At 62.5% G+C, this 24201-nt stretch carries 23 protein-coding genes; 12 read left to right on the top strand and 11 right to left on the bottom strand.

All coding sequences use genetic code 11. From position 1 onward, the window contains the following. The first annotated feature begins 279 nt into the window (after positions 1 to 279). Positions 280 to 2019, top strand: a complete 1740-nt coding sequence (locus tag ACU5AY_RS03145) for an OFA family MFS transporter (RefSeq protein ID WP_446827973.1) — start codon at positions 280 to 282, stop codon at positions 2017 to 2019. Positions 2020 to 2161: 142 nt separating this feature from the next. Next, entirely contained in the window at positions 2162 to 3061 is a 900-nt protein-coding gene (locus tag ACU5AY_RS03150; protein ID WP_446827974.1) for a PfkB family carbohydrate kinase, read from the top strand. Positions 3062 to 3067: 6 nt separating this feature from the next. On the opposite strand, the gene ACU5AY_RS03155 is transcribed toward ACU5AY_RS03150, so the two are convergent. Next, positions 3068 to 3529 carry an Lrp/AsnC family transcriptional regulator gene (locus ACU5AY_RS03155; RefSeq protein WP_446823337.1) on the bottom strand — a complete coding sequence of 154 codons (462 nt, stop codon included), beginning with the start codon at positions 3527 to 3529 and terminating at the stop codon, positions 3068 to 3070. Between the two features lie 163 nt (positions 3530 to 3692). Between ACU5AY_RS03155 and ACU5AY_RS03160 the strand changes: the two genes are divergently transcribed. The 6 genes from ACU5AY_RS03160 to ACU5AY_RS03185 all read left to right on the top strand — a co-directional run bounded on the left by ACU5AY_RS03160 (position 3693) and on the right by ACU5AY_RS03185 (position 10029). Beyond that, positions 3693 to 4412: an aspartate/glutamate racemase family protein gene (locus ACU5AY_RS03160; protein WP_446827975.1), complete on the top strand. Its 720-nt coding sequence runs from the start codon at positions 3693 to 3695 to the stop codon at positions 4410 to 4412. A 285-nt stretch (positions 4413 to 4697) separates the two neighbouring features. Beyond that, a complete protein-coding gene (ytfQ, locus tag ACU5AY_RS03165) occupies positions 4698 to 5669 on the top strand; it encodes a galactofuranose ABC transporter, galactofuranose-binding protein YtfQ (protein ID WP_446827976.1) in 972 nt (323 codons plus the stop codon). A gap of 104 nt (positions 5670 to 5773) precedes the next feature. Then, positions 5774 to 7303: a sugar ABC transporter ATP-binding protein gene (locus ACU5AY_RS03170; RefSeq protein ID WP_446827977.1), complete on the top strand. Its 1530-nt coding sequence runs from the start codon at positions 5774 to 5776 to the stop codon at positions 7301 to 7303. Beyond that, positions 7300 to 8307 (top strand): ABC transporter permease, encoded by a 1008-nt coding sequence (locus ACU5AY_RS03175; RefSeq protein WP_446823341.1) that lies wholly within the window; start codon positions 7300 to 7302, stop codon positions 8305 to 8307. Before ACU5AY_RS03170 ends, ACU5AY_RS03175 begins: the two co-directional genes overlap by 4 nt. After that, a complete protein-coding gene (yjfF, locus tag ACU5AY_RS03180; protein ID WP_446823342.1) occupies positions 8304 to 9290 on the top strand; it encodes a galactofuranose ABC transporter, permease protein YjfF in 987 nt (328 codons plus the stop codon). The genes ACU5AY_RS03175 and yjfF overlap by 4 nt, the downstream gene beginning before the upstream one ends. After that, entirely contained in the window at positions 9283 to 10029 is a 747-nt protein-coding gene (locus ACU5AY_RS03185; protein ID WP_446827978.1) for a FadR/GntR family transcriptional regulator, read from the top strand. Before yjfF ends, ACU5AY_RS03185 begins: the two co-directional genes overlap by 8 nt. Before the next feature lie 20 nt (positions 10030 to 10049). On the opposite strand, the gene ACU5AY_RS03190 is transcribed toward ACU5AY_RS03185, so the two are convergent. After that, positions 10050 to 11099 (bottom strand): Gfo/Idh/MocA family protein, encoded by a 1050-nt coding sequence (locus ACU5AY_RS03190; RefSeq protein WP_446827979.1) that lies wholly within the window; start codon positions 11097 to 11099, stop codon positions 10050 to 10052. Further along, positions 11096 to 11536, bottom strand: coding sequence for a type II 3-dehydroquinate dehydratase (gene aroQ, locus ACU5AY_RS03195; protein ID WP_446823345.1), 441 nt, complete (start codon positions 11534 to 11536; stop codon positions 11096 to 11098). The genes ACU5AY_RS03190 and aroQ overlap by 4 nt, the downstream gene beginning before the upstream one ends. A 97-nt stretch (positions 11537 to 11633) precedes the next feature. Between aroQ and ACU5AY_RS03200 the strand changes: the two genes are divergently transcribed. The 4 genes from ACU5AY_RS03200 to ACU5AY_RS03215 all read left to right on the top strand — a co-directional run bounded on the left by ACU5AY_RS03200 (position 11634) and on the right by ACU5AY_RS03215 (position 15336). Then, on the top strand, positions 11634 to 12335 hold the full coding sequence (locus ACU5AY_RS03200; protein ID WP_446823346.1) for a GntR family transcriptional regulator: 702 nt from the start codon (positions 11634 to 11636) through the stop codon (positions 12333 to 12335). Between the two features lie 189 nt (positions 12336 to 12524). Then, positions 12525 to 13526 carry a sialic acid TRAP transporter substrate-binding protein SiaP gene (locus ACU5AY_RS03205; RefSeq protein WP_446823347.1) on the top strand — a complete coding sequence of 334 codons (1002 nt, stop codon included), beginning with the start codon at positions 12525 to 12527 and terminating at the stop codon, positions 13524 to 13526. A 20-nt stretch (positions 13527 to 13546) separates the two neighbouring features. Then, positions 13547 to 14044: a TRAP transporter small permease gene (locus ACU5AY_RS03210; RefSeq protein WP_446823348.1), complete on the top strand. Its 498-nt coding sequence runs from the start codon at positions 13547 to 13549 to the stop codon at positions 14042 to 14044. Beyond that, positions 14041 to 15336, top strand: a complete 1296-nt coding sequence (locus ACU5AY_RS03215) for a TRAP transporter large permease (RefSeq protein ID WP_446827980.1) — start codon at positions 14041 to 14043, stop codon at positions 15334 to 15336. The genes ACU5AY_RS03210 and ACU5AY_RS03215 overlap by 4 nt, the downstream gene beginning before the upstream one ends. Positions 15337 to 15345: 9 nt before the next feature. On the opposite strand, the gene ACU5AY_RS03220 is transcribed toward ACU5AY_RS03215, so the two are convergent. From ACU5AY_RS03220 to ACU5AY_RS03255, 8 genes are all read right to left on the bottom strand, one after another. Next, entirely contained in the window at positions 15346 to 16929 is a 1584-nt protein-coding gene (locus ACU5AY_RS03220) for an FGGY-family carbohydrate kinase (RefSeq protein WP_446827981.1), read from the bottom strand. 18 nt (positions 16930 to 16947) lie between these two features. Next, positions 16948 to 17613, bottom strand: coding sequence for an HAD family hydrolase (locus ACU5AY_RS03225; protein ID WP_446827982.1), 666 nt, complete (start codon positions 17611 to 17613; stop codon positions 16948 to 16950). A 32-nt stretch (positions 17614 to 17645) separates the two neighbouring features. Beyond that, positions 17646 to 19136 carry a mannitol dehydrogenase family protein gene (locus tag ACU5AY_RS03230; RefSeq protein WP_446827983.1) on the bottom strand — a complete coding sequence of 497 codons (1491 nt, stop codon included), beginning with the start codon at positions 19134 to 19136 and terminating at the stop codon, positions 17646 to 17648. A 53-nt stretch (positions 19137 to 19189) separates the two neighbouring features. Beyond that, on the bottom strand, positions 19190 to 19966 hold the full coding sequence (locus tag ACU5AY_RS03235; protein ID WP_446827984.1) for an L-iditol 2-dehydrogenase: 777 nt from the start codon (positions 19964 to 19966) through the stop codon (positions 19190 to 19192). After that, positions 19963 to 20961 (bottom strand): ABC transporter ATP-binding protein, encoded by a 999-nt coding sequence (locus ACU5AY_RS03240; RefSeq protein WP_446823354.1) that lies wholly within the window; start codon positions 20959 to 20961, stop codon positions 19963 to 19965. Before ACU5AY_RS03240 ends, ACU5AY_RS03235 begins: the two co-directional genes overlap by 4 nt. Positions 20962 to 20973: 12 nt before the next feature. Beyond that, positions 20974 to 21804, bottom strand: a complete 831-nt coding sequence (locus ACU5AY_RS03245) for a carbohydrate ABC transporter permease (protein WP_446823355.1) — start codon at positions 21802 to 21804, stop codon at positions 20974 to 20976. Between the two features lie 4 nt (positions 21805 to 21808). After that, a complete protein-coding gene (locus tag ACU5AY_RS03250; protein WP_446827985.1) occupies positions 21809 to 22681 on the bottom strand; it encodes a carbohydrate ABC transporter permease in 873 nt (290 codons plus the stop codon). 133 nt (positions 22682 to 22814) lie between these two features. Continuing rightward, complete coding sequence (locus tag ACU5AY_RS03255) at positions 22815 to 24125, bottom strand: ABC transporter substrate-binding protein (protein ID WP_446823357.1); 1311 nt, start codon at positions 24123 to 24125, stop codon at positions 22815 to 22817. Positions 24126 to 24201 lie beyond the last annotated feature (76 nt).

Below are 24201 nucleotides of genomic sequence, written 5' to 3' on the forward strand. Positions count from 1 at the left end.
CGGGACATTCTGTCCGGACAAAATGTCCATGCGGCGGGATGGGTTGGACATTTTGTCCAGTTCGGCTTTCAACAGGGTACGCGAAAAGCCCAGAATGCTTAACAAATGGCAACTGGCACGGAATTTGTCTTTTCCAAGGCATGCCGGAGATCCGGTTCATTCGCATCAGCCCGCCGACCGGCATCACCGGCAAGGCGGGCGCTTCGCCCGGGAGGTTGGTTGGGCGGGCATCGAGGCGAAGGGACTTGGCCGGCGGTCAACACATGGGAGGAAATTGACGTGTTTGACAGCCTGAAGAAAGAACACATTGTTGCGGGGGAAGGGTTCAACCGGTGGAAAGTGCCACCGGCGTCGATCGCCATTCACCTCTGTATCGGCTCGGTCTACGCCTGGAGCATCTTCAATCCTCCGCTCACCAAGCAGTTTGGCGTCGTCGCGGCAGCGCCGGAAGACTGGGGGCTGCAGTCGGTCGTCTGGATCTTCTCCGTCGCCATCGTTTTCCTCGGCCTCGCTGCGGCTTTCGCCGGCAAGTGGCTTGAAGAGGTCGGCCCGCGCATGGTCGGCGTCGTTGCGGCCCTCTGCTGGGGCGGCGGCTTTATCATCGGCGGCTTCGGCATCATGACCCACCAGCTCTGGCTGGTCTATCTCGGCTACGGCGTCATCGGCGGCTGTGGTCTCGGTCTCGGCTATGTCTCGCCGGTCTCGACGCTCATCAGATGGTTCCCTGACCGGCGCGGCATGGCGACCGGCATGGCGATCATGGGCTTTGGCGGCGGTGCGATGATCGCCGCACCGATCAAGGAATGGTTGCTTGGCGTGTTCTACAAGGCGCCGCAGTTCCTCGGGGCCGAAGGCGCCGTCAACCTTGTGACCGAAGGCGGCAAGCGCCTGGCGGAAGTCAACGGCCAGATGGTGGAAGTCGTGGTCGCGACGGCCAAGCAGGTGGCTGCGGCTCCCGTTCCGCTGCAGGAAGGCGTCTATGCGGTCGGCACCGGGAACACGGGTGCTGCGGGCACCTTCTTCACCCTCGGCATCGTCTACTTCTTCGTGATGATGATTGCGGCCTTCTCCTACCGCGTACCGCGCGAAGGCTGGCGTCCGGCTGGCTGGACCCCGCCGACGGCGGATTCCGCGAGCCGCAAGATGATCACCCAGAACAACGTCCATATCGACCAGGCGCTGAAGACCCCGCAGTTCTATCTGCTGTGGATCGTCCTCTGCTTCAACGTGACCGCCGGCATCGGCGTGATCGGGGTCGCGAAGACCATGATGACGGAAATCTTCGGCACGACGCTGCCGCTGATCGTCAACTCCGCCTTTGCGGCGACCTACGTCTTGATGATCTCGGTCTTCAACATGTGCGGTCGTTTCTTCTGGGCGTCGATCTCGGATTATATCGGCCGCAAGAACACTTATCACTGCTTCTTCGTACTCGGAATCATCCTCTACCTGTCGATCCCGTTTGCGGCAGAGCAGGTCAGCGCCAACCCGGCGGTTACCTGGCTGATCATGTTCTACGCGGCCACGATGATCATCTTCACGATGTATGGCGGCGGCTTCGCCACCATTCCGGCCTACCTCGCCGACATCTTCGGCACCAAGTATGTCGGCGGCATCCATGGCCGTCTGCTGACGGCGTGGAGCACGGCGGGCGTTCTCGGCCCGCTGGCGATCACGCAGCTGCGTGACATGTCGCTGACCAGCTCCATCAAGGCGCTCGCCGCCAAGGTGGACCCGGCCGCCTTCCAGGCGAAGTTCGGCGCAGGCATCGATCAGCTCGACCAGCTGGTGGCCGCCAAGACCGTGACGGTTGCCGGTCTCATGTCGATTGCGCCTGCCGGCACGATCGACCCGACGCCGAGCCTTTACAACACGACCATGTACGCCATGGCCGCATTGCTGGTCATCGCCCTGATCGCCAACATGATGGTCAAGCCGGTCGCGGCCCACCACCACATGGAAAGCGATACGGTGCCGGCCAAGGATGCTCCTCGTATGGTGAAGCAGGCAGCTGAATAAGCTGCCTCACAATCCTGACTGACACGACCCGGATCGGCGAAAGCCGGTCCGGGTTTTTCGTTGACGAGTGTCCGGCTGCCCTTTCCCGGTAACCGCCGATATGCGAGAGCGGAGCAAGACTTGCATTCGGGGGAGAGTTTTCATGGTCAATGTTCTGTGCGCCGGGCTCGCCAGCATGGATTTCATCTTCCGTGTCGGCGAGATGCCCACCAAACCGGAGAAATACCGGGCAAAGGATGCCGCGCAGAGCACCGGTGGTGGTGCCGCCGGGCAGGCGCTTGCTGCCACCCGGCTTGGCGGCCAGGGGTTTGCGGTCACCCGTCTCGGCGACGATACGATGGGGGCGCATGTCGTCGAGGGCATGACGGCGAACGGCATCGACTGCCGCTTTGCCCGGCGGTTCGAGGGGCGCAGGTCGTCCTACTCCTCGATCCTGATCGATGCGGCAGGCGAGCGGCAGATCGTCAACTACCGCGACTGGGACCTGCCGGCGGACGCCGGATGGTTGCTCGATGCCGATCATCCGCCAATCGGCGCGACCGTGGCCGATACCCGCTGGCCGGAAGGAGCGGCGGCGCTAATGCGGCTTGCCCGAGAACGCGGGGTTCCCGGCATCATGGACGGGGAGGCGCCGGTCCGGGATGCGCTCGAAGCCCTGCGGCTTGCCTCGCATATCGCTTTTTCCATCCAGGGGCTGCGGGATCTAACCGGCGAGGAGGATGCCCGCGCCGGGCTCCTCGCCGCGCGCAAGGAGTTCGACGCCTGGCTCTGCGTCACCGATGGCGAGAATGGTGTGACGGTGCTGGACGGCGTGGACTTCGGTCATGTGCCGGCGGTGGCCGTGGATGTCGTCGACACGCTCGGCGCTGGAGACATCTGGCACGGCGCCTTCGCGCTGGCGCTCGGCGAAGGGCAGGAGACGGAGACGGCGATCCGTTTTGCCAATGCGGCCGCGTCGATCAAATGCAGCCGGTTCGGCGGTCAGAGCGGTTGTCCAGATAGGCAGGAGGTCGAGGCATTCCTGCGGCGGCATGGCGGCTGAGCGGTCTCAGAGATATTTGAGCGGCACCGACGTCGTGAACTTCAGCTCTTCCATGGAGATGAAGGACGAGACGTCGGTGAAGTCGAGCCGCGAGATCAGCTGCTTGTAGACGGCGTCGTAGACGTCGACGCTGGGGACGACGAGGCGCAGGAGATAGTCCATCTCGCCCGTCAGCCGGTAGGCTTCGACGATTTCCGGTATGTCAGCGATCGCCTGACGGAAACTGTCCAGCCATTCGATCGAGTGCCTGGACGTGCGCACGCCGACGAAGACCGTCATCGCCACATTCGCCTTGCGCCGGTCGACCAATGCGACGCGGCGGGCAATCAGGCCGCTTTCCTCCATGTTGCGGATGCGCCGCCAGCAGGCGGAGACCGAAAGCGCCGCCTGATCGGCGAGGTCCGCCACCGGCGTCGAGGCGTCCTGTTGCAGGGCCTGCAATAATTTTCGGTCTCGATCGTCAAGCATGGAATTCGCTCTTGCTGATATTTTCTATGTCGAAAAATAATAGCGTAAATTTCCATTATTGCAAAATTTAAGGTCGTGAATGGGCAGATCATTCTGCAAACATCAAGCGCATTTTCGATTTTACCGGCGTTATGATTCTGGAAGATCGAAACGGAGGCAGAAAATGCAGAAGACCATTGGGCTGATCGGCGGCATGAGCTGGGAAAGCACGGCTGTTTACTACAGGCTGATCAACGAGATCGTACGTGACCGTCTGGGCGGTCTGCACTCGGCCGATGTGGTCATGCGCTCCGTCGATTTCGACCGCATCGTCAAGTGGCAGAAGGCCGGAGAGTGGGGCAAGGCGGCCGACCACCTGGCCGACATCGGCCGCAAGCTGGAAGCGGCGGACGCCGGCTGCGTGCTGATCTGCACCAACACGATGCACCTGGTCGCCGACGCGGTTGCGGACGGTTGCGGCATTCCGCTGATCCATATCGTCGATGTCACCGGCGAGGCGCTGGTCGCCGCCGGGGCGAAGAAGCCGCTGCTGCTCGCCACCCGCTACACGATGGAACAGTCCTTCTACCGCGACCGGTTGAAGGCGCGTTACGGCCTCGATGCGGTGGTGCCGGATGAAGCCGGACGCACGGTCGTGCACGACACCATCTTCAACGAGCTGTGCTGCGGCAAGGTGGTCGAGCGCTCGAAGCAGGCTTATCTCGATGTGATCGAAAAGGGCCGGGCGGCCGGATGCGATTCCGTCATTCTCGGCTGCACAGAAATCGGTCTGCTGATCTCGGCCGACGATATCGATATGCCGGTTTTCGATTCGACCGAACTGCATGCTGCCGCTGCCGTCGAGTTCGCGCTTGGAAGCCTGCCGCAAGCCAAGGTCGCCTGAATTCACCCCGCTTCGGTGGCGTGGTTTCGGTCCGCGGCTGTTCATGAAAAGGTTTAAGGAGGTCGCCCCGCCGGGCGGCCTCTTTTCGTATTTTGATTCCCTTTTCCGTCTCAAGTCTATGAATTTGAATGGTTATTGAAAGTGCCGTCTCCGCCTGCCCGCGGCCGTCAGGTGCCGTCAATTGGCTGTCATGAAGCCTATTTACATATAATAGTACTTTTGCTAGCGTCCCAATCAGCCAAACCCCGCGGGAGGGCGGGACGGCATTCTTTTTGGGAGGAAATCATGAAAATCTTGTCCAAGCTCGCGCTCGCCGCGGGCCTCGCTACCCTTTTGTCTTCCGCCGCCTATGCCAATGGTCTGGAAGGCAAGACGATCGGTTTCTCGCAGATCGGTTCGGAGTCGGGCTGGCGCGCTGCTGAAACCTCGGTGACGAAGATGGAAGCCGAAAAGCTCGGCATCAATCTGAAGTTCGCCGATGCGCAGCAGAAGCAGGAAAACCAGATCAAGGCCATCCGCGGCTTCATCGCCCAGGGTGTTGACGCCATCCTCGTGGCTCCGGTCGTCGCGACCGGCTGGGACGACGTTCTCGGCGAAGCCAAGGACGCCAACATCCCGGTCGTGCTTCTCGACCGCGGCGTCGATGCCTCGCAGGACCTCTACCTGACCTCGGTCGCGTCCGACCAGGTGAAAGAAGGCCGCGTGGCCGGCGAATGGCTGGTCAAGACCGTCGGCGACAAGGATTGCAAGGTCGTCGAATTGCAGGGAACCGTCGGTTCCACGCCGGCGATCAACCGCAAGAAGGGCTTCGAGGAAGCCATTGCCGGTCATGACAACATCAAGATCGTCCGCAGCCAGACCGGCGACTTCACCCGCTCCAAGGGCAAGGAAGTCATGGAAGGCTTCATCAAGGCGGAAGACGGTGGCAAAGACATCTGCGCCATGTACGCCCACAACGACGACATGGCTGTCGGCGGCATCCAGGCCATCAAGGACGCCGGCCTGAAGCCGGGTTCCGATATCCTGGTCGTCTCGATCGATGCCGTTCCGGACATCTTCAAGGCAATGGAATCGGGCGAAGCCAACGCGACCGTCGAGCTGACGCCGAACATGGCCGGCCCGGCCTTCGAAGCACTTGATGCCTATCTGAACGGCGGCAAGGCCCCGGAGAAGTTCATCATCACCGAGTCCAAGCTCTACACGCCTTCCGATGATCCGGCCGGCGAGTACGAGCGCCGCAAGGGCCTCGGCTACTGATCCCAGGCAGCACGAGAGGGGCCGGCGGTCGAGATCCGCCGGCCCCTTCTTGTCAACCTCTCCAGGAGAGGCAACAATCGCTGCAGATGGCAGGGGGGAAAGACATGCTTGCAGGAGGTCCGGGCACACCATTCGTGCTCGAGGCGCGCGGCGTCACAAAGATATTCGGACAGCACCGGGCGCTTGATGGAGTGAATTTCGGTCTCCGGCCGGGCGAGGTGCATGCGCTGCTCGGCGAAAACGGCGCCGGTAAATCGACGCTGATCAAGATTCTCACGGGCGCCTACCATCCGGATGCCGGGCAGGTGGTCCTCGACGGCAAGACGGTCACGTTCCGCGATCCGCTGCAGGCGCAGTCGCATGGCATCGGCACGGTCTACCAGGAAGTCAATCTCCTGCCGAACCGTTCGGTTGCCGAGAACCTGTTTCTCGGTCACCAGCCGACCCGGTTCGGCTTCGTGCGCAAGTCGCTGATCGAGAAGAACGCCCGCCGGCTTCTGGCCGATTATGGCCTCGACATCGATGTGCAGGCCGAACTCGGCACCTATTCCGTCGCCGTCCAGCAGATCGTGGCGATTGCCCGCGCCGTTGAACTCTCCGGCAAGGTGCTTGTGCTCGATGAGCCGACCGCCAGCCTTGACCGGCATGAGGTCGACAAGCTGTTCGAGGTTATCGCCGGCCTCAAGGCGCGCGGCATGGCCATCGTCTTCATCACCCATTTCCTCGACCAGGTCTTCGCCATTTCCGACCGGGTCACGATCCTGCGCAACGGCAAGCTGATCGGCACCGAGCCGCTGAACGACCTGTCGCGCACCGATGTCGTGCGCATGATGCTTGGCAAGGACATCACCTTTGCCCCCGCCGTCAGCGGCGTCGAGGAGCGCGAGGCCGGTCCGGCCATGGTCGAGTTTTCCAATTGCGGCAAGGCCGGCAAGGTTCGCCCCTTCTCGCTGAAGATCCACAAGGGCGAGGTGGTCGGCGTTGCCGGGCTGCTCGGCTCCGGCCGTACCGAAATGGCGCGTATCATGTTCGGCGTCGACCAGACGGACAGCGGCGACATCCGCATCGCCGACAAGAAGGTCGAGCTGAAGCTGCCGGCCCATGCCGTCGCCCATGGCTTCGGCTTCTGCCCGGAAGACCGCAAGGCCGACGGCATTCTCGGCGACCTGTCGGTACGCGAAAACATCGTCATTGCCCTGCAGGGCAAGCTCGGCTGGTTCAAGGCGCTGAACCGCGACGAGCAGATGGAGATAGCCGGCAAGTTCGCCGAAGACCTCGATATCCGCGCGGCCTCGCACGACATGCCGGTCAAGCTTCTCTCCGGCGGCAACCAGCAGAAGGTGATCCTGGCGCGCTGGCTGGCGACCGATCCGGATTTCCTTATCCTCGACGAGCCGACGCGCGGCATCGACGTCGGCGCGCATGCCGAAATCGTCCGCACCATCAACAGGCTGCGGGAAGACGGGCTGGCGCTTCTGGTCATCTCGTCCGAACTCGACGAGATCGTCGCCTATTCCTCGCGCGTCGTGGTTATGCGCGACCGCGAGCTGGTGGCGGAGCTCAGGGGCGACAACATCACCCCTGCCGTCATCGTCCAGGCCATCGCCGCACAGCCGGAGGGAGCCTCGGCATGAAACTCAAACGACTTCAGCGGATCGTCAATCCGCAGACCATCGCGCTTGCCGGCGTCCTTTTGATCAACTGGATCCTGTTCCCCGGCTTCTTCGACATCACTTGGCAGGACGGGCGCCTGTTCGGCAGCCTGATCGACGTCTTGAACCGCGGCGTGCCGGTCGCCATCCTCGCCATCGGCATGACGGCGGTCATCGCCACCAAGGGCGTCGACCTTTCCGTCGGTGCGGTCATGGCGATCGCCGGCGCAGTCTCCGCCACCCTCGTCGTCAATGGCTATCCGGCCTCGGCCGCGGTCGCCGCGGCGCTTGCGACCGGGATCGTCTGCGGCCTGTGGAACGGCATCCTCGTCACCTTCCTGGAAATCCAGCCGATCGTCGCCACCCTGGTGCTGATGGTGGCGGGACGCGGGATCGCGCAGCTGATCACCGAAGGCACGATCGTCACCTTCTCCAATCCGGTGCTGATCTTCATCGGTACAGGCTCGTTCCTCGGCTTTCCCATGCCGGTTGTCATCGCCGCCGTCCTTCTGGCGCTGTCGATCTTCGTCGTGCGGTCTACCGCGATCGGCCTGTTCATCGAGGCGGTCGGCGTCAACCGCTCGGCGGCAAGCCTCGCCGGCATCCGCAGCCGGCTGCTGCTGCTCTGTGTCTACGGATTCTCCGGCCTCTGCGCCGCCATTTCCGGCATCATCGTCGCCGGCGACATTCGTGGTGCCGACGCCAACAATGCCGGCCTGTGGCTTGAACTCGACGCCATTCTCGCCGTCGTGCTCGGCGGCACCTCGCTCCTCGGCGGGCGTTTCTCGATCGGCATGTCGGTGCTCGGTGCCGTCATCATCCAGGCGATGAACACCGGCATTCTCGTGTCGGGTTTCCCGCCGGAGTTCAACCTCGTGGTCAAGGCCGGCGTCATCATCCTGATCCTCATCATGCAGTCGCCTCTGGCCGGTCGCCTTATCGAAATGCGGCGCAACCTCAGCAGCCTATCCGGGAAGACGTCATGAATCGCAGCTTGAGACCCCTGGCGGCAACCGCAATCATCTTCGCGCTCGCCTATGCCGCCGCCATCACCCAGTTTCCCGGCATGTGGTCGACTCGCGTGCTCGGCAACTTCCTGACCGACAATGCCTTCCTCGGGATTACCGCCGTCGGCATGACCTTTGTCATCATTTCCGGCGGGATCGATCTTTCGGTCGGCGCAGTCATCGGATTTACCGGCGTGCTGATTGCCGTGCTGATCAGCTGGTACGGCTTTCATCCGTTGACGGCATTCGCGGTCGTGCTGGTCGTTTCCGCGCTGTTCGGGGCGTCGATGGGTGCGGCGATCCATTATCTGCAGGTGCCGCCCTTCATCGTGACGCTCGCCGGAATGTTCCTGGCGCGTGGCGCGGCTTCGGTCATCACCCAGGATTCGATCCCGGTCAGCCACGAGTTCTATTCCGCCATCAGCGCGCTCTACTACAAGATGCCCGGCGGCGGACGGCTGAGCGTCATCGGCTGCCTGATGGTCGCGATCTTCGTCATCGGCGCGCTGGTGGCTCATCGCACCCGCTTCGGCTCCTATGTTTACGCGCTTGGCGGCAATGCCACCTCGGCCGAACTGATGGGCGTTCCGGTCGCCCGCACGACGATCATGATCTACATGCTGTCGAGCACGCTGGCCGGCCTTTCCGGCATCGTCTTCTCGCTCTACACATCGGCCGGCTATCCGCTTGCCGCGGTCGGTGTCGAACTCGACGCGATCGGCGCCGTGGTGATCGGCGGAACGCTGCTGACGGGCGGCTACGGCTTCGTCTTCGGGACGTTTATCGGCGTCATGCTGCAAGGGCTTGTGCAAACCTACATCATTTTCGACGGTACACTTTCCAGTTGGTGGACCAAGATAGTAATAGGAGGTCTGCTTTTCATCTTCATCGTCCTTCAAAGGCTGGTCTTCTCCGCTTCCGCGCCGCGGTCCAAGGTATTCTGGAAACTGAAACATGAGTGAACCCGGCAGCCTGATCCGCTCCCTTTCCGGGCGGTCGGCTGCACGCAACTTCCATTCCTTCGTGATCAACGAGATCGGAGTCGGCATCGCCTCCGGACGGTTTCCCGTCGGCTCGATCTTGCCGCGCGACGCGGAGCTGATGGACATGTACGGCGTGTCGCGCACGGTGCTGCGCGAAGCGTTGAAGACGCTGGAGGCGAAGGGCCTCGTGGAAGCGCGCCCGAAGGTCGGGACTCGGGTTTCGCCGAAGAGCCGCTGGGCGCTGTTCGACCAGCAGGTGCTGCTCTGGCATTTCGAGGCCGGGCCGGAGGAAAGCTTCATCCGCAGCCTTTTCGACATTCGCCGGCTTCTGGAAATCGAGGCCGTGGCGCTGGCGGCGCGCCATCGGACGGCGGATCACATCCGCCTCATGCATTACTGGGTGCAGCAGATGGAGATTTCCCGGCCGGTGCCGGAATCCTTCGCGATTGCCGCCCTTGAACTGCACCGCGTGACGGCGGATGCCTCGCACAATCCCCTGATGCGCTCGGTGACAGGGATCGTCGAATTCGCGCTGGCGACCACGATGCCGGGCGGTGCGGGCGGCGAGGGGGAGTATGACGAGACGTCCGTTGCCGCCTATCGCGGGCTGGTGCAGCTGATCGAGAGGGCGGACGCCGAAAACGCAGCCGCCGCGATGAGTGACATCATCGCGGCGGAACTTCATAGCGCCATTGCCAACATGCAGGCGCTGGACTGACTTTAGCCTCAGACGCCGGATTACAGCGGCTCGATGGTGATGGTCCGGCCGGTTTCCGCCGACTGCTTCACCGCTTCTATGACCTGCAGGCTTTTCAAGCCTTCCAGCCCCGAGACGAGTGGCTGTTCCTCACCGCGGATGACGGCGGCGAACTGCGCTATCTGCCGATCAAGCGGATCCTGTTGCGGGGCGGACAGGCTTTCAGGTTCGACCGGTTCCAGCCAGCTGCGCTTGCCGGGATTGGTCCACAGCCGGGCATTCGGCAGTTCCAGCGATCCATGCGTTCCGCCGATCAGGTAGCAGAACTGTCCCGTCGGCACATAGGCGGGGTTTTCCGCCGCCGTCAGCTCCCAGCTCCAGGGCCCGACAATGGTGTCGGACACCGAGAAGGTGCCGATGAGGCCGCTGGCAAAGGTGAGCACGATTGCCGCCGTCTCCTCGACCGGATTGCCGCGTACCGCGTTGGAGGTGACGGCATGGACGCTTTCGACTTCGCCGCAGAAATAGCGCATCAGGTCGACGTCGTGGATCAGGTTCAAGAGAACCGGGCCGGCACCGGGCAGGCGCCGCCATTCGGTCTCGAAATAGTCGTCCGGCTTATAGAGCCAGAACATGCCGTGGGCGGCAACCGGCGTGCCGATGACACCTTCGTCGAGCCGTGCCTTGGCGGCGGCGATCAGCGGATTGTGCCGGCGGTGGTGGCCGGTCAGAACCGGCACGCCGGCCTTCTCGCCGGCATCGACCAGCCGCTTGCCGTCCTCGACGGAGGTGGCCAGCGGCTTTTCGACGAGAACCGGCAGGCCGGCGGCGATGCATTCCATCCCACCGTCGACATGCAGCTGGTTCGGGGTCGCCAGGACGACGCCATCCGGCTTGCCGGCAGCGATCATGTCGGCGAGCGTTTTGTAGTGCGGCACGCCGAGCGACGCCGCATAGGCTGCCGCTTCCGCCGACGGGTCGACGATGGACGCCAGCCGGGTGTCCGGGCATGCGACGATGGCCTCGATGTGCCGACGGCCGATCAGGCCGGCGCCGGCAACCGAAAGCGAGACGGGAGCGGGTCCGGTCATTTGCCGACGAGCTTCGATACGCGCCGCAGCGCCAGCTCGTAGCCCTGGATGCCGAAGCCGGCGATCACGCCATCGGCTCTCAGCGAGACGTAGGAGTGATGGCGGAAGGATTCGCGCTTGTGCACGTTGGAGATGTGAACCTCGAAGACCGGAAACTCGCAGGTGTTCAGCGCATCGAGAATGGCGACGGAGGTGTGGGTGTAGGCGCCCGGATTGATGATGATCGCCGCCGCGGTTTCGCGCGCTTCGTGGATCCAGTCGATCAGCTGATGCTCGGCATTGCTCTGCAGGAAGCGGATTTCCAGGCCGCATTCCGCCGCCAGTGCCTTGCAATTGGCTTCCACGTCGGCCAGCGTTTCGTGGCCGTAGATATGGGGCTGGCGTTTGCCGAGAAGATTGAGGTTCGGTCCGTTCAGGACATAAATTAGCTGCGCCACACGCATCTCCCTGAGATTTATCTAGTTTTCTGTGAAATCGATTCCGATGAGGAGCATTTCATCTGACATAATTGCATTAATCTGATATTTTGACCATATGCTGATCATTCCAAAAGACGCCACCGTTGGCGACAATATCTTCCTGCGGTTGCGGACCGATATCATCTTCGGTCAGTTGCGGCCGGGCGAACGTCTGCGCCTCGAGCGTCTGAAAGAGCGCTACGGCGCCGGTATCTCGACCCTGCGGGAAATCCTGAGCCGGCTCGCATCGGAGGGCTTCGTGGTCGCCGAAGGGCAGCGGGGATTCCAGGTCGCGCCGGTCTCCTTCGAGGACCTGCAGGAGATTGCCGATCTTCGCGCCCTGCTCGAATGTCATGCCATGCAGCTCTCGTTTGCCGCCGGCGACATGGACTGGGAGGGCCAAGTGGTTGCGGCCCATTACAAGCTCAAGCAGATGGAAAACCGGATCATCGCTGGCGATCACTCCTTCCTGGAGGCCTGGAAGCAATATGACTGGGGCTTTCATCAGGCCCTCATCAAGGCCTGCAACTCCGAGCAGCTCCTGCATGTTCATGGCATCGTCTTCGACAAGTATCTCCGCTACCAGATGCTGGCGCTGAATTTCCGCGGCGAGGTCGCCGCCCGCGAGCACCAGATGCTTTTGGATGCGGCGCTGGAGAGGGATGCCGCGAAGGCGCAGTCCATTCTCCGGGCGCATATCAATAGTGGTGTCGAGTACAGCCGTGGCGCGGTCGAGCTGCAGGAAAAGATTTCCGCGTCGCAAAATGACGTCGGATAGGACCGTCAAGAAAATCGCGTTTCGCTGTCAATCCAAATGACATGATAAAACGAAAAATATCATATGATTTAGCTATTTCGTGGCATAGTTCTGTTTGTGTGTTGATTTTGTGTTGAAGTTTCGCCCTTTCTGTGCGAAATGACGTGTTCAAGGCCCGCGGGGAGAGCGGGCCACAGAGGAGGATGACCTGTGACTAAACTCATTACCCGTCGTACCGCGCTTGCCGCTCTGGCTGCCACGTCGCTCGCCGCGATCGTGCCGTTCGGAAGCAGCGTTTTCGCCGCCGAAAAGATCACGCTTCGCATGTCGACGCCTGCCAGCCCGTCCGATCAGCGCAGCGTTGCGTTGGAATCGGTCTTCGGTCCGGCTGTCGCCGAATTCGCGACCTATGAGCCGCACTACAATGCGACGCTCTTCAAGCAGGGCACCGAACTGGAAGCGATCGCCCGCGGTAACCTGGAAATGTCGATCACCTCGGCCCAGGAACTCGCAACGATCTTCCCGGAATTTTCGATCTTCACCGCCGGCTACCTGCACAAGGACGCCGAGCACCAGAAGAAGGTTTTCGCTGCCGACTTCATGGAGCCGCTGAAGAAGAAGGTCGAGGACGAACTCGGCGTGAAACTGCTGACGGTCATGTATCTCGGCCGCCGCCAGCTCAACCTGCGCACGGACAGCAAGGTGATGACGCCTGACGACCTTTCCGGCGTCAAGCTGCGCATGCCGGGCACGGACGCCTGGCAGTTCCTCGGCAAGGCGCTCGGCGCCAATCCGGTGCCGATGGCGTTCACGGAAGTCTATACCGCGTTGCAGACCGGCGCGATCGACGGCCAGGACAACCCGCTGCCGACCGACCGTGACTCCAAGTTCTACGAAGTGACCAAGCAGATCGTGCTGACCAGCCACCTCGTCGACCTCAACTACATCGCCTTCTCCAAGAAGGTCTGGGACGGTCTTTCCGCCGACCAGCAGGCCGCCATCCAGAAGGCTGCCGACGACGCTGCCGAGTCCGGCCGCCAGAAACAGCTCGCGCTCGAAACCGAGCTTGAGCAGTTCTTCAAGGATCAGGGCCTGGAGGTTTACACGCCCGACATCGAGGCGTTCCGCACGCACGTCCAGAAGGCCTACCTCGACTCCGAGTTCGCCAAGGACTGGCCGGAAGGCATGGTCGACAAGATCAACGCCCTCTGATTTGAGAAGGTAGCGGACGGGTGCGCGCGACAATTCAATGGCTGAAGGCAAGGGCGGACAATGTGGCGGTGGCAATGCTCACCGTCATGTTCCTGACGTTCATTTTGCAGATTGTCGCGCGCTACCTGCTCAACTACCCGATCGGCTGGACGGTCGAGCTCTGCCTGACGCTCTGGCTCTGGGGTGTCTTCTGGGGCGCGGCCTTCTGCCTTGACGACAGCGACCATGTGAAATTCGACATCCTCTACCATGCCGGCAGCGCCCGGATGCGGCGGATGTTCGCGCTGGTCTCGGCGGTGGCGATCATCGTCGGTTTCGTCGGCGCGATGCCGGCGACGTGGGATTACATCACCTTCTACAAGATCAAGAAGAGCGGGACGCTGCGGATTCGTCTGGACTATGTGTTCAGCATCTATGCGATCTTCGCGGTTGCCGTCATCACCCGCTATGCGCTGAGGGCGTTTGCCCTGGTGCGCGGCAAGACGCTGGATGAAGGCGACAAGGACACCGCCGCATGAGCACTGCATTCTTCGCCTGTCTTCTGGTGCTATTCTTCCTCGCGGCGCTCGGCACACCGATCGCCCTGTCGATGATCGTCGCCGCGATCGCCTATCTTGCCGTCAACGGGCAGGATCTGGCGCTGGCCGCCGAGCAGATCATCCAGGGCCTCTACGACAGCTTCATCCTGCTTGCCGTACCGCTGTTCATCGTCGCCGCCAACATCATGAATGCCGGCACGATCAGCGACCGGCTCTTGAATTTCTGCGTGGCGGCCGTCGGCCGCTTCCGCGGCGGCCTCGGCCATGTGAACATCGTCGCCAGCCTGATCTTCTCCGGCATGTCCGGTTCGGCGGTTGCGGATGCGGCCGGCATCGGCAAGATCATCATCGAGATGATGACGCGCAACGGCCGCTATTCTCCGGGCTACGCCTCGGCGATCACCGCTGCGTCGGCGACCATCGGCCCGATCATTCCGCCGTCGATCCCGATGGTGATGTACGCGCTCGTTTCCGATACCTCCATCGGCTACCTGTTCCTCGGCGGCATCCTGCCGGGCCTGCTGATGGGTCTCGTGCTGATGGTCATGAACAGCTACATCGCCCGCAAGCGCAACTTTGCGCTGGAAGAGCCGGTGCCGCTGAAGGACATGCCGAAGCTCACCGTCAACGCCTTCCCGGCGCTGCTGATGCCGGTGATCCTGCTTTACGGCATTTACGGCGGTGTCACGACGCCGACCGAAGCGGCCGCCGTCGCCGCGGCCTACGCCTTCATTCTGGCTGCCGTCTTCTACCGGGCGCTCAGCTGGAAGTCGATGTACGAGATCATGTCCTACAGCGCCAAGTCGTCGGCATCCGTCGGCCTGGTCATCGGTGGCGCGCTGATCTTCAACTACATCGTTGCCTCGGAGAACGTGCCGGGCAAGGTTGCCGGCCTGCTGTCGGCCATCGAGATCTCGCCGCTCATCTTCCTGTTTGCGGTCAACGCATTGCTGCTGGTCCTCGGCTGCCTGCTGGATGCCTCGACGATTATCCTCGTCATCATTCCGCTGTTCATTCCCGCCTGCCGGGCGCTCGGGATCGACCTCGTGCATTTCGGCGTCGTCGCCGTGGTCAACTGCATGATCGGCCTGATCACGCCGCCCTATGGCATCCTGCTTTTCGTCATCAATGCGACGACCGGCATTCCGCTGCGCGAGATCATCCGCGAGATCTGGAGCTTCCTGATTGCGCTGATCATTGCGCTGGTGCTCATGATCCTGTTCCCGGACATCGTCCTGTGGCTGCCGCGCATGTTCGGCTACAACGGCTGACCCGTCGTCTCAAGCGATCGCGTCGAGCTCGGCGCGATGGCGGATCATGGCAAGATATTTCCTGAAATCGCGGTCATAGGCCTCGCGCCGGCTGGCATCGGGCCGGATGGTCCGGCCGCCGGCATCCATGGCCTTGCCGGCCGAGGCCAGATCCGGGTAGAGCCCGCCGCCGACGGCTGCCGACATCGCCGTGCCGAGCAACACCGCATCGCCGGTCTCGGCCGCGACGACCTCGCAGCCCGTGACGTCGGCATAAAGCTCCATCAGCAGAGGATTGCGGACATGGCCGCCGGTGATGTGCAGCGTGCCGGGCCGGTAGCCGTAGCCGCCCATCGTCTCCAGCACATGGCGTATGCCGAAGGCGATGGCGACGCATGTGCGCCAATAGAGCCGGCACAGGCCATCAAACGAGGTGTCGAGCGTCAGGCCCGAGATCACCCCGACCGCATGTGGATCGGCAAGCGGCGACCGGTTTCCGTGGAAGTCGGGCAGGAGATGCAGGCGCGGCGCGATGTCCCCCTGTTCCATCTGCCGCAGGTCGCCGATGCGGCGGATGATGCGCTGGTGAAGGGCGCTGTTCGGTTCACCGCCGGCGGCATGCATCTCGATCACATGGTCGAGCAGGGCGCCGGTCGCCGACTGGCCGGCTTCGACCAGCCAGTAGCCCGGGAAGACGGCTTCATAATAGGGACCCCAAAGGCCGCGGCTCGGACGCTTTTCGCTGGAAAAGGCGACGATGCAGCTCGACGTGCCGGCGATCATGGCGAAGTGGCTGTCGAGATCGGTGCCGGGATCGGCATAGCCGCCCAGCACGCCGAGCGCGCCGGCATAGGCATCGATCAGCCCCGCCGTCACCATGCAGCCGGTGTCGAGCCCGAGCTCGCCGGCCGCCTTCTCGCTCAGGTGGCCCATAATACCGCCGACGGGGACCGTCTCGTCCGGCAGCCTGGCCTTGACCAGGAGGTCGCCAAGCCCGGTCATGTTGAGGAAATCCGCCTTCCATGACGGGTTCTCGTGGGCGACATAGTTCCATTTGGCCGTCAGCGTGCAGCGTGACCGCTCAACCGAGCCGGTCGCCTTCCAGGTGAGGAAATCGGCGAGGTCGAAAGCGTAGCCCATGCGCTCCCAGGTGGCGGGCAGGTTCTTCTTCAGCCACATCAGCTTCGGAATTTCCATTTCCGGGGACATGAAATGCCCGGCATATTCCAGAATGGGATGCTCGCTTCCGGTCAGGAAGTCGGCTTCGGCAAGGGCGCGATGATCGAGCCAGACAAGGGTGTCGTAGGCGGGGGCGCCGGTTGCCGAGACGCTGAGCTGCCCGCCGTCGCGGTCGCGGATGACGAGCGAGCAGGTGGCGTCGAAGCCGATGGCGGCGACCCGGCCCGGGGGAATGGAGGCGGCGGCGAGAGCCTGGCGGACGCTCTGGCAGACGGCCGCCCAGATGTTCTCCGAGTCGTGCTCGGCGTGATTTTCTTTCGGACGATGGATGAGGATCGGATTGACGGCGCGGGACAGCAGTTCTCCGCCTTTGTCGAAGACGCCGGCGCGGGCGCTGCCGGTTCCCACATCGACTGCGAGCAGTATGTCCCTCATCCCGATCGTTCCTCTCCCTTATTTTTTCGAGAGAAGGTGTATCAAATCGTCCATCCGGTCAAATGTGACGTCGGGCGCGAGTTCTTCGATCTGCTGACGGTAGGATTGGCGTTGGCCGTGGGTCGCGCCGATGAAGGCGAAGACCCGCATCCCGGCGGCCTTGGCGGCCTGAATGCCCGCCGGACTGTCTTCTATGACGATGCAGTCCTTTGGGTCGGCCTGCATTCTTTCGGCGGCGTAAAAGAAGAGATCGGGCGCCGGCTTGCCGTTCCTGACCATGCTGGCGGAGAAGATGTTCGGCTCGAAGAAGTCGATGAGGCCGGTGACTGTGAGCGACAGGCGGATGCGTTCCGGCTGGCTCGACGAGGCGACGCAGTGACGCGTCCCGAGGGCGGCCAGTGCGGCCTTGATGCCGTCCACCGGCTCCAGCTCCTCGCGAAACCGCTCGTAGAGCGCCACCCGCATGCGGTCTAGAAAGGCCGGACCGGCGACGATCTCGAACTGGGTCTTCAGCGTTTCCACCACGCTCGACAGGCTGCGCCCGAGAAAGAGGTCGAAGGCCTCTTCGTTGCTGATCGTGCCGCCGGCCTTGCGGATCGCGTCCACCAGGACATCGACGGAGATCGGCTCGCTGTCGACCAGTACGCCGTCGCAATCGAAGATGATGAGTTCGCCGCTTTCCATGGCCTGGAGCTAACCGTTGCGCGCGGTCGGCGTCAATCGCCGGCGTTCAGCCGGCCGGCGATATAGTCTTCCAGCGTCTTGCGCGTTCCGTTCGTCCACAGGTGATTGAGCGCATTGGCGAAACGCTTGCGGAAGACTTCCGAGCGGCCGACGTCGCCGAAGATGTCGTCGAGCGCCAGAAACGCCATCGGATCGCTTTTCGCGGCGATGGCCGCCTTCTGTAGCCGTTCGGCGCTTTCGTCGTTGAAGGTGATCGTCTTGCCGCTGTCGCTGGTGCCTTCGAAGTAGCGGCACCAGAGGGCCGAGACGAGGGCGAGGCCCGTGACGTCCAGTCCCTGCCGCAGACGGTCGGCGGTCGACGGCAGGATGAACTTCGGCTGTCGGTTGGAGCCGTCCTGGGCCAGGCGCGGAATGGTGTCGCCAATCTTCGGATTGGAGAAGCGGCGGTCGATGAGGTCGTAATAGGCGTTGAGATCGGTATCCGGAACCGGCGGCACGATCGGAATGATCTCTTCCTTCTCGAGCTTCTCTAGGAACTGGCGGATCAGCGGCTCTTCCATCGCCTCATGGACGAAATGGATGTCGAGGAGCGCGCCTGGATAGGCGATCGCCGCATGGCCGCCATTGAGGATGCGGATCTTCATCAGTTCGTAAGGCGCGACGTCATCGACGAAGGTCACGCCGACCGTCTCCAGGGCAGGGCGCCCGGCCGGGAACTTGTCTTCCAGCACCCACTGCTTGAATTCCTCGCAGAAGACCGGCCAGCCGTCCTCGATCCCGAAAGTGTCGCGAAGGTAGGAAATCTCGCGCTCGCCGGTCGCCGGCGTGATGCGGTCGACCATCGAATTCGGGAAGGCGACGTTTTCGTGGATCCAATGGGCGAAATCCGGGTCGGAGAGTTTCGCCAACCCGTGAACGGCCGCTTCCGTCACTTCACCGTTGCCGGGAATGTTGTCACAGGACATTACCGTAAAGGGGGCGATGCCGGCGGCGCGGCGCTTCTTCAGGCCGGCGACGATCAGGCCGAAGACGGTCTTCGGATCGTCCGGGTTGCGGCCGTCCGCGGCGATGGCCGGATGGGCGGGATTGAACTTGCCGGACGCAGGGTCGATGAAATAGCCGCCCTCGGTAATCGTCATCGAGACGATGCGGATTGCCGGGTCGGCGAGCTTGTCGACGATCGCGCCGAGGTCCGGCGCCGTCATGATGTCGATCATCGGTCCCGTTACGCGGGCGGCGGTCACATTGATGTCCTGCTCGACGACGGTCGTCAGGTAATCCTGTGCCGCGAGCTTTTCCTTCATCCTCTGGTCCGACGGCATGATGCCGGCGCCGATGATCGCCCAGTCGTGGTCGCGACCCGAATTGAAGAGGTCATCGAGATAGATGGCCTGATGCGCGCGATGGAAGTTGCCGACGCCGAAATGCAGGATGCCGGCGCTCAAGCCTTCGCGCCCGTAGGCGGGAACGGCTGCTTTGGAGGCAATCTCGTCCAGCGACGAGAGGGAGAGTTTGGTCGTCATGTTCGCGCATCCTTGCTGCGGCTTTGGCTGTCTGTCCGTCTGTGGCACGAACGTCAGCTCATCCAGTTGCCGCCGTCGACGTTGTAGGTCTGGGCGACGATGTAGTCCGCCTCCTTGGAGGCGAGGAAAATGGCCATGCCGGTGAGGTCTTCCGCCCGGCCCATGCGGCCGAACGGCACTTCCGCGCCGACAAGCCGCTTTTTTTCGCCAAGCGGCCGGTTTTCATACTTGGCAAACAGGGCGTCGACCCCGTCCCAGTGCTCGCCGTCGACGACGCCGGGGGCGATGGCGTTGACGTTGATGCTGTGCTTGATCAGGTCCAGCCCGGCGGACTGGGTGAGCGATATGACCGCCGCCTTGGTGGCGCAGTAGACGGCCACCAGCGCTTCACCACGCCGTCCGGCCTGGCTCGCCATGTTGATGATCTTGCCGCCCTTGCCGCGCTTGATCATCGACTTCGCCGCCGCCTGCATGGTGAAGAGCGCGCCGGCGACGTTGATCGAGAACAGCGTGTCATAGCTCTTGCGGGTGATCTCGACGATGGGGGCGAGATCGAAGAGGGCGGCGTTGTTGATCAGGATGTCGATGCCGCCGGTCCTTTCCTCGACCGTGGCGATTGCCGCATCGATCGAGGCCTGCGATGTGACGTCTATCTCGACGGCGTAGGCCTTCGGGCCGATCTCGGATGCCGTCTGCCTTGCCCGCTCGAGATTGATGTCGGCGATGGCGACGGTGGCACCTTCGTTGACATAGGCTTCCGCGAAGGCTCGACCGATGCCGCGCGCCGATCCGGTGATCAGCGCCGATTTTCCTTCCAGGCGTCCGGTCATATGGCCAGTCCCTTGTCGTCGAAACGATGGATGCGGTTTGCGTCCGGTGTCATGAACACCGTGTCGCCGTGCTTGACCGGGAACTCGCCGTCGGCGCGCACGGTGACGAGGCCGATGCCGTCGACCTGGACGTGCAGGAAGGTGTCGGAGCCGAGATGTTCGGAGACCGTCACCTTGCCGCGCCATTCGCCGCTTTCGGTCGACAGCGTGATGTGTTCGGGCCGGGTGCCGATCGTGTGGGCACCCTTGGCCTTGGCATAGTCGCCGGTGACGAAGTTCATCTTCGGCGAGCCGATGAAGCCGGCGACGAACAGGTTCTTCGGGCTGCGGTAAAGGTCGAGCGGCGAGCCGACCTGTTCGATATTGCCCCTGTTGAGGACGACGATCTTGTCGGCCATCGTCATCGCCTCGACCTGGTCGTGGGTCACGTAGACCATGGTCGTGCCGAGCGTCTGGTGCAGTTCGGAGATTTCCAGGCGCATGTTGACGCGCAACGCCGCATCGAGGTTCGACAGAGGTTCGTCGAACAGGAAGGCCGCCGGCTCGCGGACGATGGCACGGCCGATGGCGACGCGCTGGCGCTGGCCGCCGGAGAGCTGGCCGGGCCGGCGCTCCAGATAGTCGGTGAGGTTCAGGACCTTTGCCGCATCGCGCACCTTGCGGTCGATCTCGGCCTTGTCGATGCCGGCCATCTTCAGCGGAAAGGCGATGTTCTTGTAGACGCTCATATGCGGATAGAGCGCGTAGGACTGGAACACCATGGCCAGGCCGCGCTGGGCGGGACCCTTGTCGGTGGCGTCCTGCCCGTCGATGATGATCTTGCCGCCGGAGACGTCCTCCAGCCCGGCGATCAGGCGCAGAAGCGTGGACTTGCCGCAACCCGACGGGCCGACGAAGACGACGAATTCGCCTTCGTTGATGTCGAGATCGATCGAAGGGATGACCTTCAGTTCGCCGAAGACCTTCGAAACTTGTCTGAGTGAAATGCTGCCCATAGTCGTCGTTCCTTATTTCACCGCGCCAAAGGTCAGGCCGCGAACGAGTTGTTTCTGCGAGAACCAGCCAAGGATGAGGATCGGGGCGATCGCCATCGTGGAGGCGGCTGAAAGCTTGGCGTAGAAGAGGCCTTCGGGGCTCGAATAGGAGGCGATGAAGGCGGTGAGCGGGGCGGCCTTGGAGGCCGTCAGGTTCAGGGTCCAGAAGGCTTCGTTCCACGCCAGGATGATGTTGAGGAGAAGCGTGGAGGCGATACCGGGAACGGCCATCGGCGTCAGCACGTAGACGATCTCCTTGGCGAGAGACGCGCCGTCCATGCGGGCCGCCTCGAGGATCTCGCCCGGGATTTCCTTGAAGTAGGTGTAGAGCATCCAGACGATGATCGGCAGGTTGATCAGCGTCAGCACGATCACGAGGCCGGTGCGGGTGTCGAGCAGGCCGGTGTTGCGGAACATCAGGTAGATCGGCACCAGCACGCCGACGGGCGGCAGCATCTTGGTGGAGAGCATCCACATCAGCACGTCCTTGGTCCGCTTGGTCGGCGAAAACGCCATGGCCCAGGCGGCCGGGATCGCGAGGATCAGGCCGAGGATGGTCGAGCCGAAGGAGATCGTCACCGAGTTGTAGAAGTGCCGGAAGTAATCCGAGCGGCTCTGCACTTCGGCGTAATTCTCCGTCGTCCAGTGAAAGAAGAGGAAAGAGGGCGGGGAGGCGATCGCCTCCGCTTCCGTCTTGAAGCTGGTCAGTACCGTCCAGAGGATCGGGAAGAAGATCAAGAGCCCGAGGGTCCAGACGATGACCGTCATGACCAGTTTGCGACGCAGTGTAACCTGTCTTGCCATTGTCTCAGCCCTCCAGGTTCTTGCCGATCATGCGCATCAGGAAGATGGCAACGATGTTGGCGAGGATGACGGCGACGATGCCGCCTGCGGATGCTCCACCGACGTCGAACTGCAGGAGTGCCTGAGCGTAGACGAGGTAGGTGATGTTGGTGCTCTGGTAGCCGGGCCCGCCATTGGTGGTGACGAGGATTTCGGCGAAGACCGAAAGCAGGAAGATGGTCTGAATCAGGATGACCACGGTGATGGCGCGCGACATGTGCGGAAGCACGATGTAGATGAAGCGCGAGATCGGGCCGGCGCCGTCCATTTCGGAGGCTTCCTTCTGCTCCTCGTCCAGCGACTGCAGGGCGGTCAGCAGGATGAGGGTCGCGAAAGGCAGCCACTGCCAGGCAACGATGATGATGATCGAGGTCAGCGGCGCGCTGGCGAGCCAGTCGATCGGCTGCAGCCCGAAGAGCTTGGCGATCCATGCGAACAACCCGTTCACAGGGTTCATGAACATGTTCTTCCAAACCAGCGCGGAGACCGTCGGCATGACGAAGAAGGGCGCGATCACCAGGATGCGCACGATGCCCTGGCCGAAGACCGGCTGGTCGAGCAGGAGGGCGAAGCCGATGCCGCCGAGAATGGTGATCAGGAGGACGCCGACGACCAGCAACAGCGTGTTGGCGAGCGCGGCGAAGAAGGCCGGATCGGTCAGGAAGTACTGATAGTTCAGGAAGCCTGCCCATTCCTCCATTCCCGGCATCAGAAGATTGTAGCGCAGGAAGGAGAAGTAGATGGTCATTGCCAGCGGCACGATCATCCATGCAAGCAGCAGGAGAACGGAAGGTGCCATCATCAGCCGTGCGGCTGAACGTGTCTGTAGCGTCGCCATGGCTCTTGCCCTTTCGACCGACCTTGTTTTTCAAAGAGAAAGGAAAAAGGGCCGCAGAGCGCATGCTGCGTGATCGGCGGCCCAAGTGGCCACCGGGTTCAAGCTTACCCGGTGGCTAGCACTGTGGAGGATCCTACTTGATGTATCCTGCCTTGGTCATTTCGCGCTCGGTAAGCTGCTGGGCGCTCTGCAGGGCCTGGTCGACACTGAGCTGGCCGGCGAGAGCCGCCGAGAACTGCTGGCCGACTGCGGTACCGATACCCTGGAATTCCGGGATCGCCACGAACTGGACGCCCGTATAGGGAACCGGCTTGACCGTCGGATGTTCAGGATCGGCCGCGTTGATCGACTCGAGGGTCATCTTGGCGAACGGTGCGGCTTCCTGGTACTTCGGATTGTCATAGAGAGACTTGCGGGTGCCCGGAGGGACGTTGGCCCAGCCTTCCTTTTCCGCGACCAGTTCGCTGTAGTGCTTGGAGGTAGCCCAGGCGACGAACTTTTCGGCGGCTTCGGCCTTCTTGGTGCCGGCGGGAATGCCGAGCGACCATGCCCAGAGCCAGTTGCCGCGCTTGCCGAGACCCTTGTCCGGAGCGAGCGCGAAGCCGACCTTGTCGGCAACCGTCGAGTCCTTCGGGTTGGTCACGAAGGAAGCGGCCACCGTCGCGTCGATCCACATGCCGCACTTGCCGGTCTGGAAGAGGGCGAGGTTTTCGTTGAAGCCGTTCGAGGATGCACCGGGCGGTCCGGCGTCGTTCATCAGCTTGACGTAGAAGTCGAGCGTGTCCTTCCATTCCGGCTGGTCGAACTGGGGCTTCCAGTTCTCGTCGAACCAGCGGGCGCCGAAGGAGTTCGACATGGCCGTCAGGAACGCCATGTTTTCGCCCCAGCCGGCTTTGCCGCGCAGGCAGATGCCGTACACTTCATTGGCCTTGTCGGTCATCTTGCGGGCCGCATCGGCAACGAAGTCCCAGGTCGGGGCGTCGGGCATGGTGAGCCCGGCCTTTTCCATGAGGTCCTTGCGGTACATGACCATGGAGCTTTCGCCGTAGAACGGCGCGGCGTAGAGCTTGCCGTCAGCCGTCAGGCCGGAGCGAATGGCCGGAAGCAGGTCGTCGACGTCGTAGTCGGCGCCAAGATTCTCAAGCGGCAGAAGCCAGCCCTGCTTGGCCCAGATCGGAACCTCGTAGGTGCCGATCGTCATGATGTCGTACTGGCCGCCCTTGGTGGCAACGTCGGTGGTGACCTTCTGGCGAAGAACGTTTTCTTCCAGCGTGACCCATTCAAGGTCGATGTCCGGATTGTCCTTCTTGAAGTCGTCCGTCAGCTTCTGCATCCGGATCATGTCGCCGTTGTTGACGGTCGCAATGGTGAGGGTTTCTGCGGATGCCATGCCGGCAAACGCAATTGCTGAGCAGCAGCCCAGCAAAATCGTCTTCAATGTCATATCTTCCTCCCAGAAGAGAAATGAGCATTCGCTTTGCTCGTGGGCAATTACTCACTAAAGCGCACGAAGAGTCAAT

It is taken from the genome of Rhizobium sp. PAMB 3174 (assembly GCF_052908375.1).

Bases quoted from the DNA above. Each gene is read 5' to 3' on its own strand.
- ACU5AY_RS03150 (WP_446827974.1), top strand. From the start codon at position 2,162: ATGGTCAATGTTCTGTGCGCCGGGCTCGCCAGCATGGATTTCATCTTC.
- ACU5AY_RS03155 (WP_446823337.1), bottom strand. From the start codon at position 3,529: ATGCTTGACGATCGAGACCGAAAATTATTGCAGGCCCTGCAACAGGAC.
- ACU5AY_RS03160 (WP_446827975.1), top strand. From the start codon at position 3,693: ATGCAGAAGACCATTGGGCTGATCGGCGGCATGAGCTGGGAAAGCACG.
- ytfQ (WP_446827976.1), top strand. From the start codon at position 4,698: ATGAAAATCTTGTCCAAGCTCGCGCTCGCCGCGGGCCTCGCTACCCTT.
- ACU5AY_RS03170 (WP_446827977.1), top strand. From the start codon at position 5,774: ATGCTTGCAGGAGGTCCGGGCACACCATTCGTGCTCGAGGCGCGCGGC.
- ACU5AY_RS03175 (WP_446823341.1), top strand. From the start codon at position 7,300: ATGAAACTCAAACGACTTCAGCGGATCGTCAATCCGCAGACCATCGCG.
- yjfF (WP_446823342.1), top strand. From the start codon at position 8,304: ATGAATCGCAGCTTGAGACCCCTGGCGGCAACCGCAATCATCTTCGCG.
- ACU5AY_RS03185 (WP_446827978.1), top strand. From the start codon at position 9,283: ATGAGTGAACCCGGCAGCCTGATCCGCTCCCTTTCCGGGCGGTCGGCT.
- ACU5AY_RS03190 (WP_446827979.1), bottom strand. From the start codon at position 11,099: ATGACCGGACCCGCTCCCGTCTCGCTTTCGGTTGCCGGCGCCGGCCTG.
- ACU5AY_RS03200 (WP_446823346.1), top strand. From the start codon at position 11,634: ATGCTGATCATTCCAAAAGACGCCACCGTTGGCGACAATATCTTCCTG.
- ACU5AY_RS03215 (WP_446827980.1), top strand. From the start codon at position 14,041: ATGAGCACTGCATTCTTCGCCTGTCTTCTGGTGCTATTCTTCCTCGCG.
- ACU5AY_RS03220 (WP_446827981.1), bottom strand. From the start codon at position 16,929: ATGAGGGACATACTGCTCGCAGTCGATGTGGGAACCGGCAGCGCCCGC.
- ACU5AY_RS03225 (WP_446827982.1), bottom strand. From the start codon at position 17,613: ATGGAAAGCGGCGAACTCATCATCTTCGATTGCGACGGCGTACTGGTC.
- ACU5AY_RS03230 (WP_446827983.1), bottom strand. From the start codon at position 19,136: ATGACGACCAAACTCTCCCTCTCGTCGCTGGACGAGATTGCCTCCAAA.
- ACU5AY_RS03235 (WP_446827984.1), bottom strand. From the start codon at position 19,966: ATGACCGGACGCCTGGAAGGAAAATCGGCGCTGATCACCGGATCGGCG.
- ACU5AY_RS03240 (WP_446823354.1), bottom strand. From the start codon at position 20,961: ATGGGCAGCATTTCACTCAGACAAGTTTCGAAGGTCTTCGGCGAACTG.
- ACU5AY_RS03245 (WP_446823355.1), bottom strand. From the start codon at position 21,804: ATGGCAAGACAGGTTACACTGCGTCGCAAACTGGTCATGACGGTCATC.
- ACU5AY_RS03250 (WP_446827985.1), bottom strand. From the start codon at position 22,681: ATGGCGACGCTACAGACACGTTCAGCCGCACGGCTGATGATGGCACCT.
- ACU5AY_RS03255 (WP_446823357.1), bottom strand. From the start codon at position 24,125: ATGACATTGAAGACGATTTTGCTGGGCTGCTGCTCAGCAATTGCGTTT.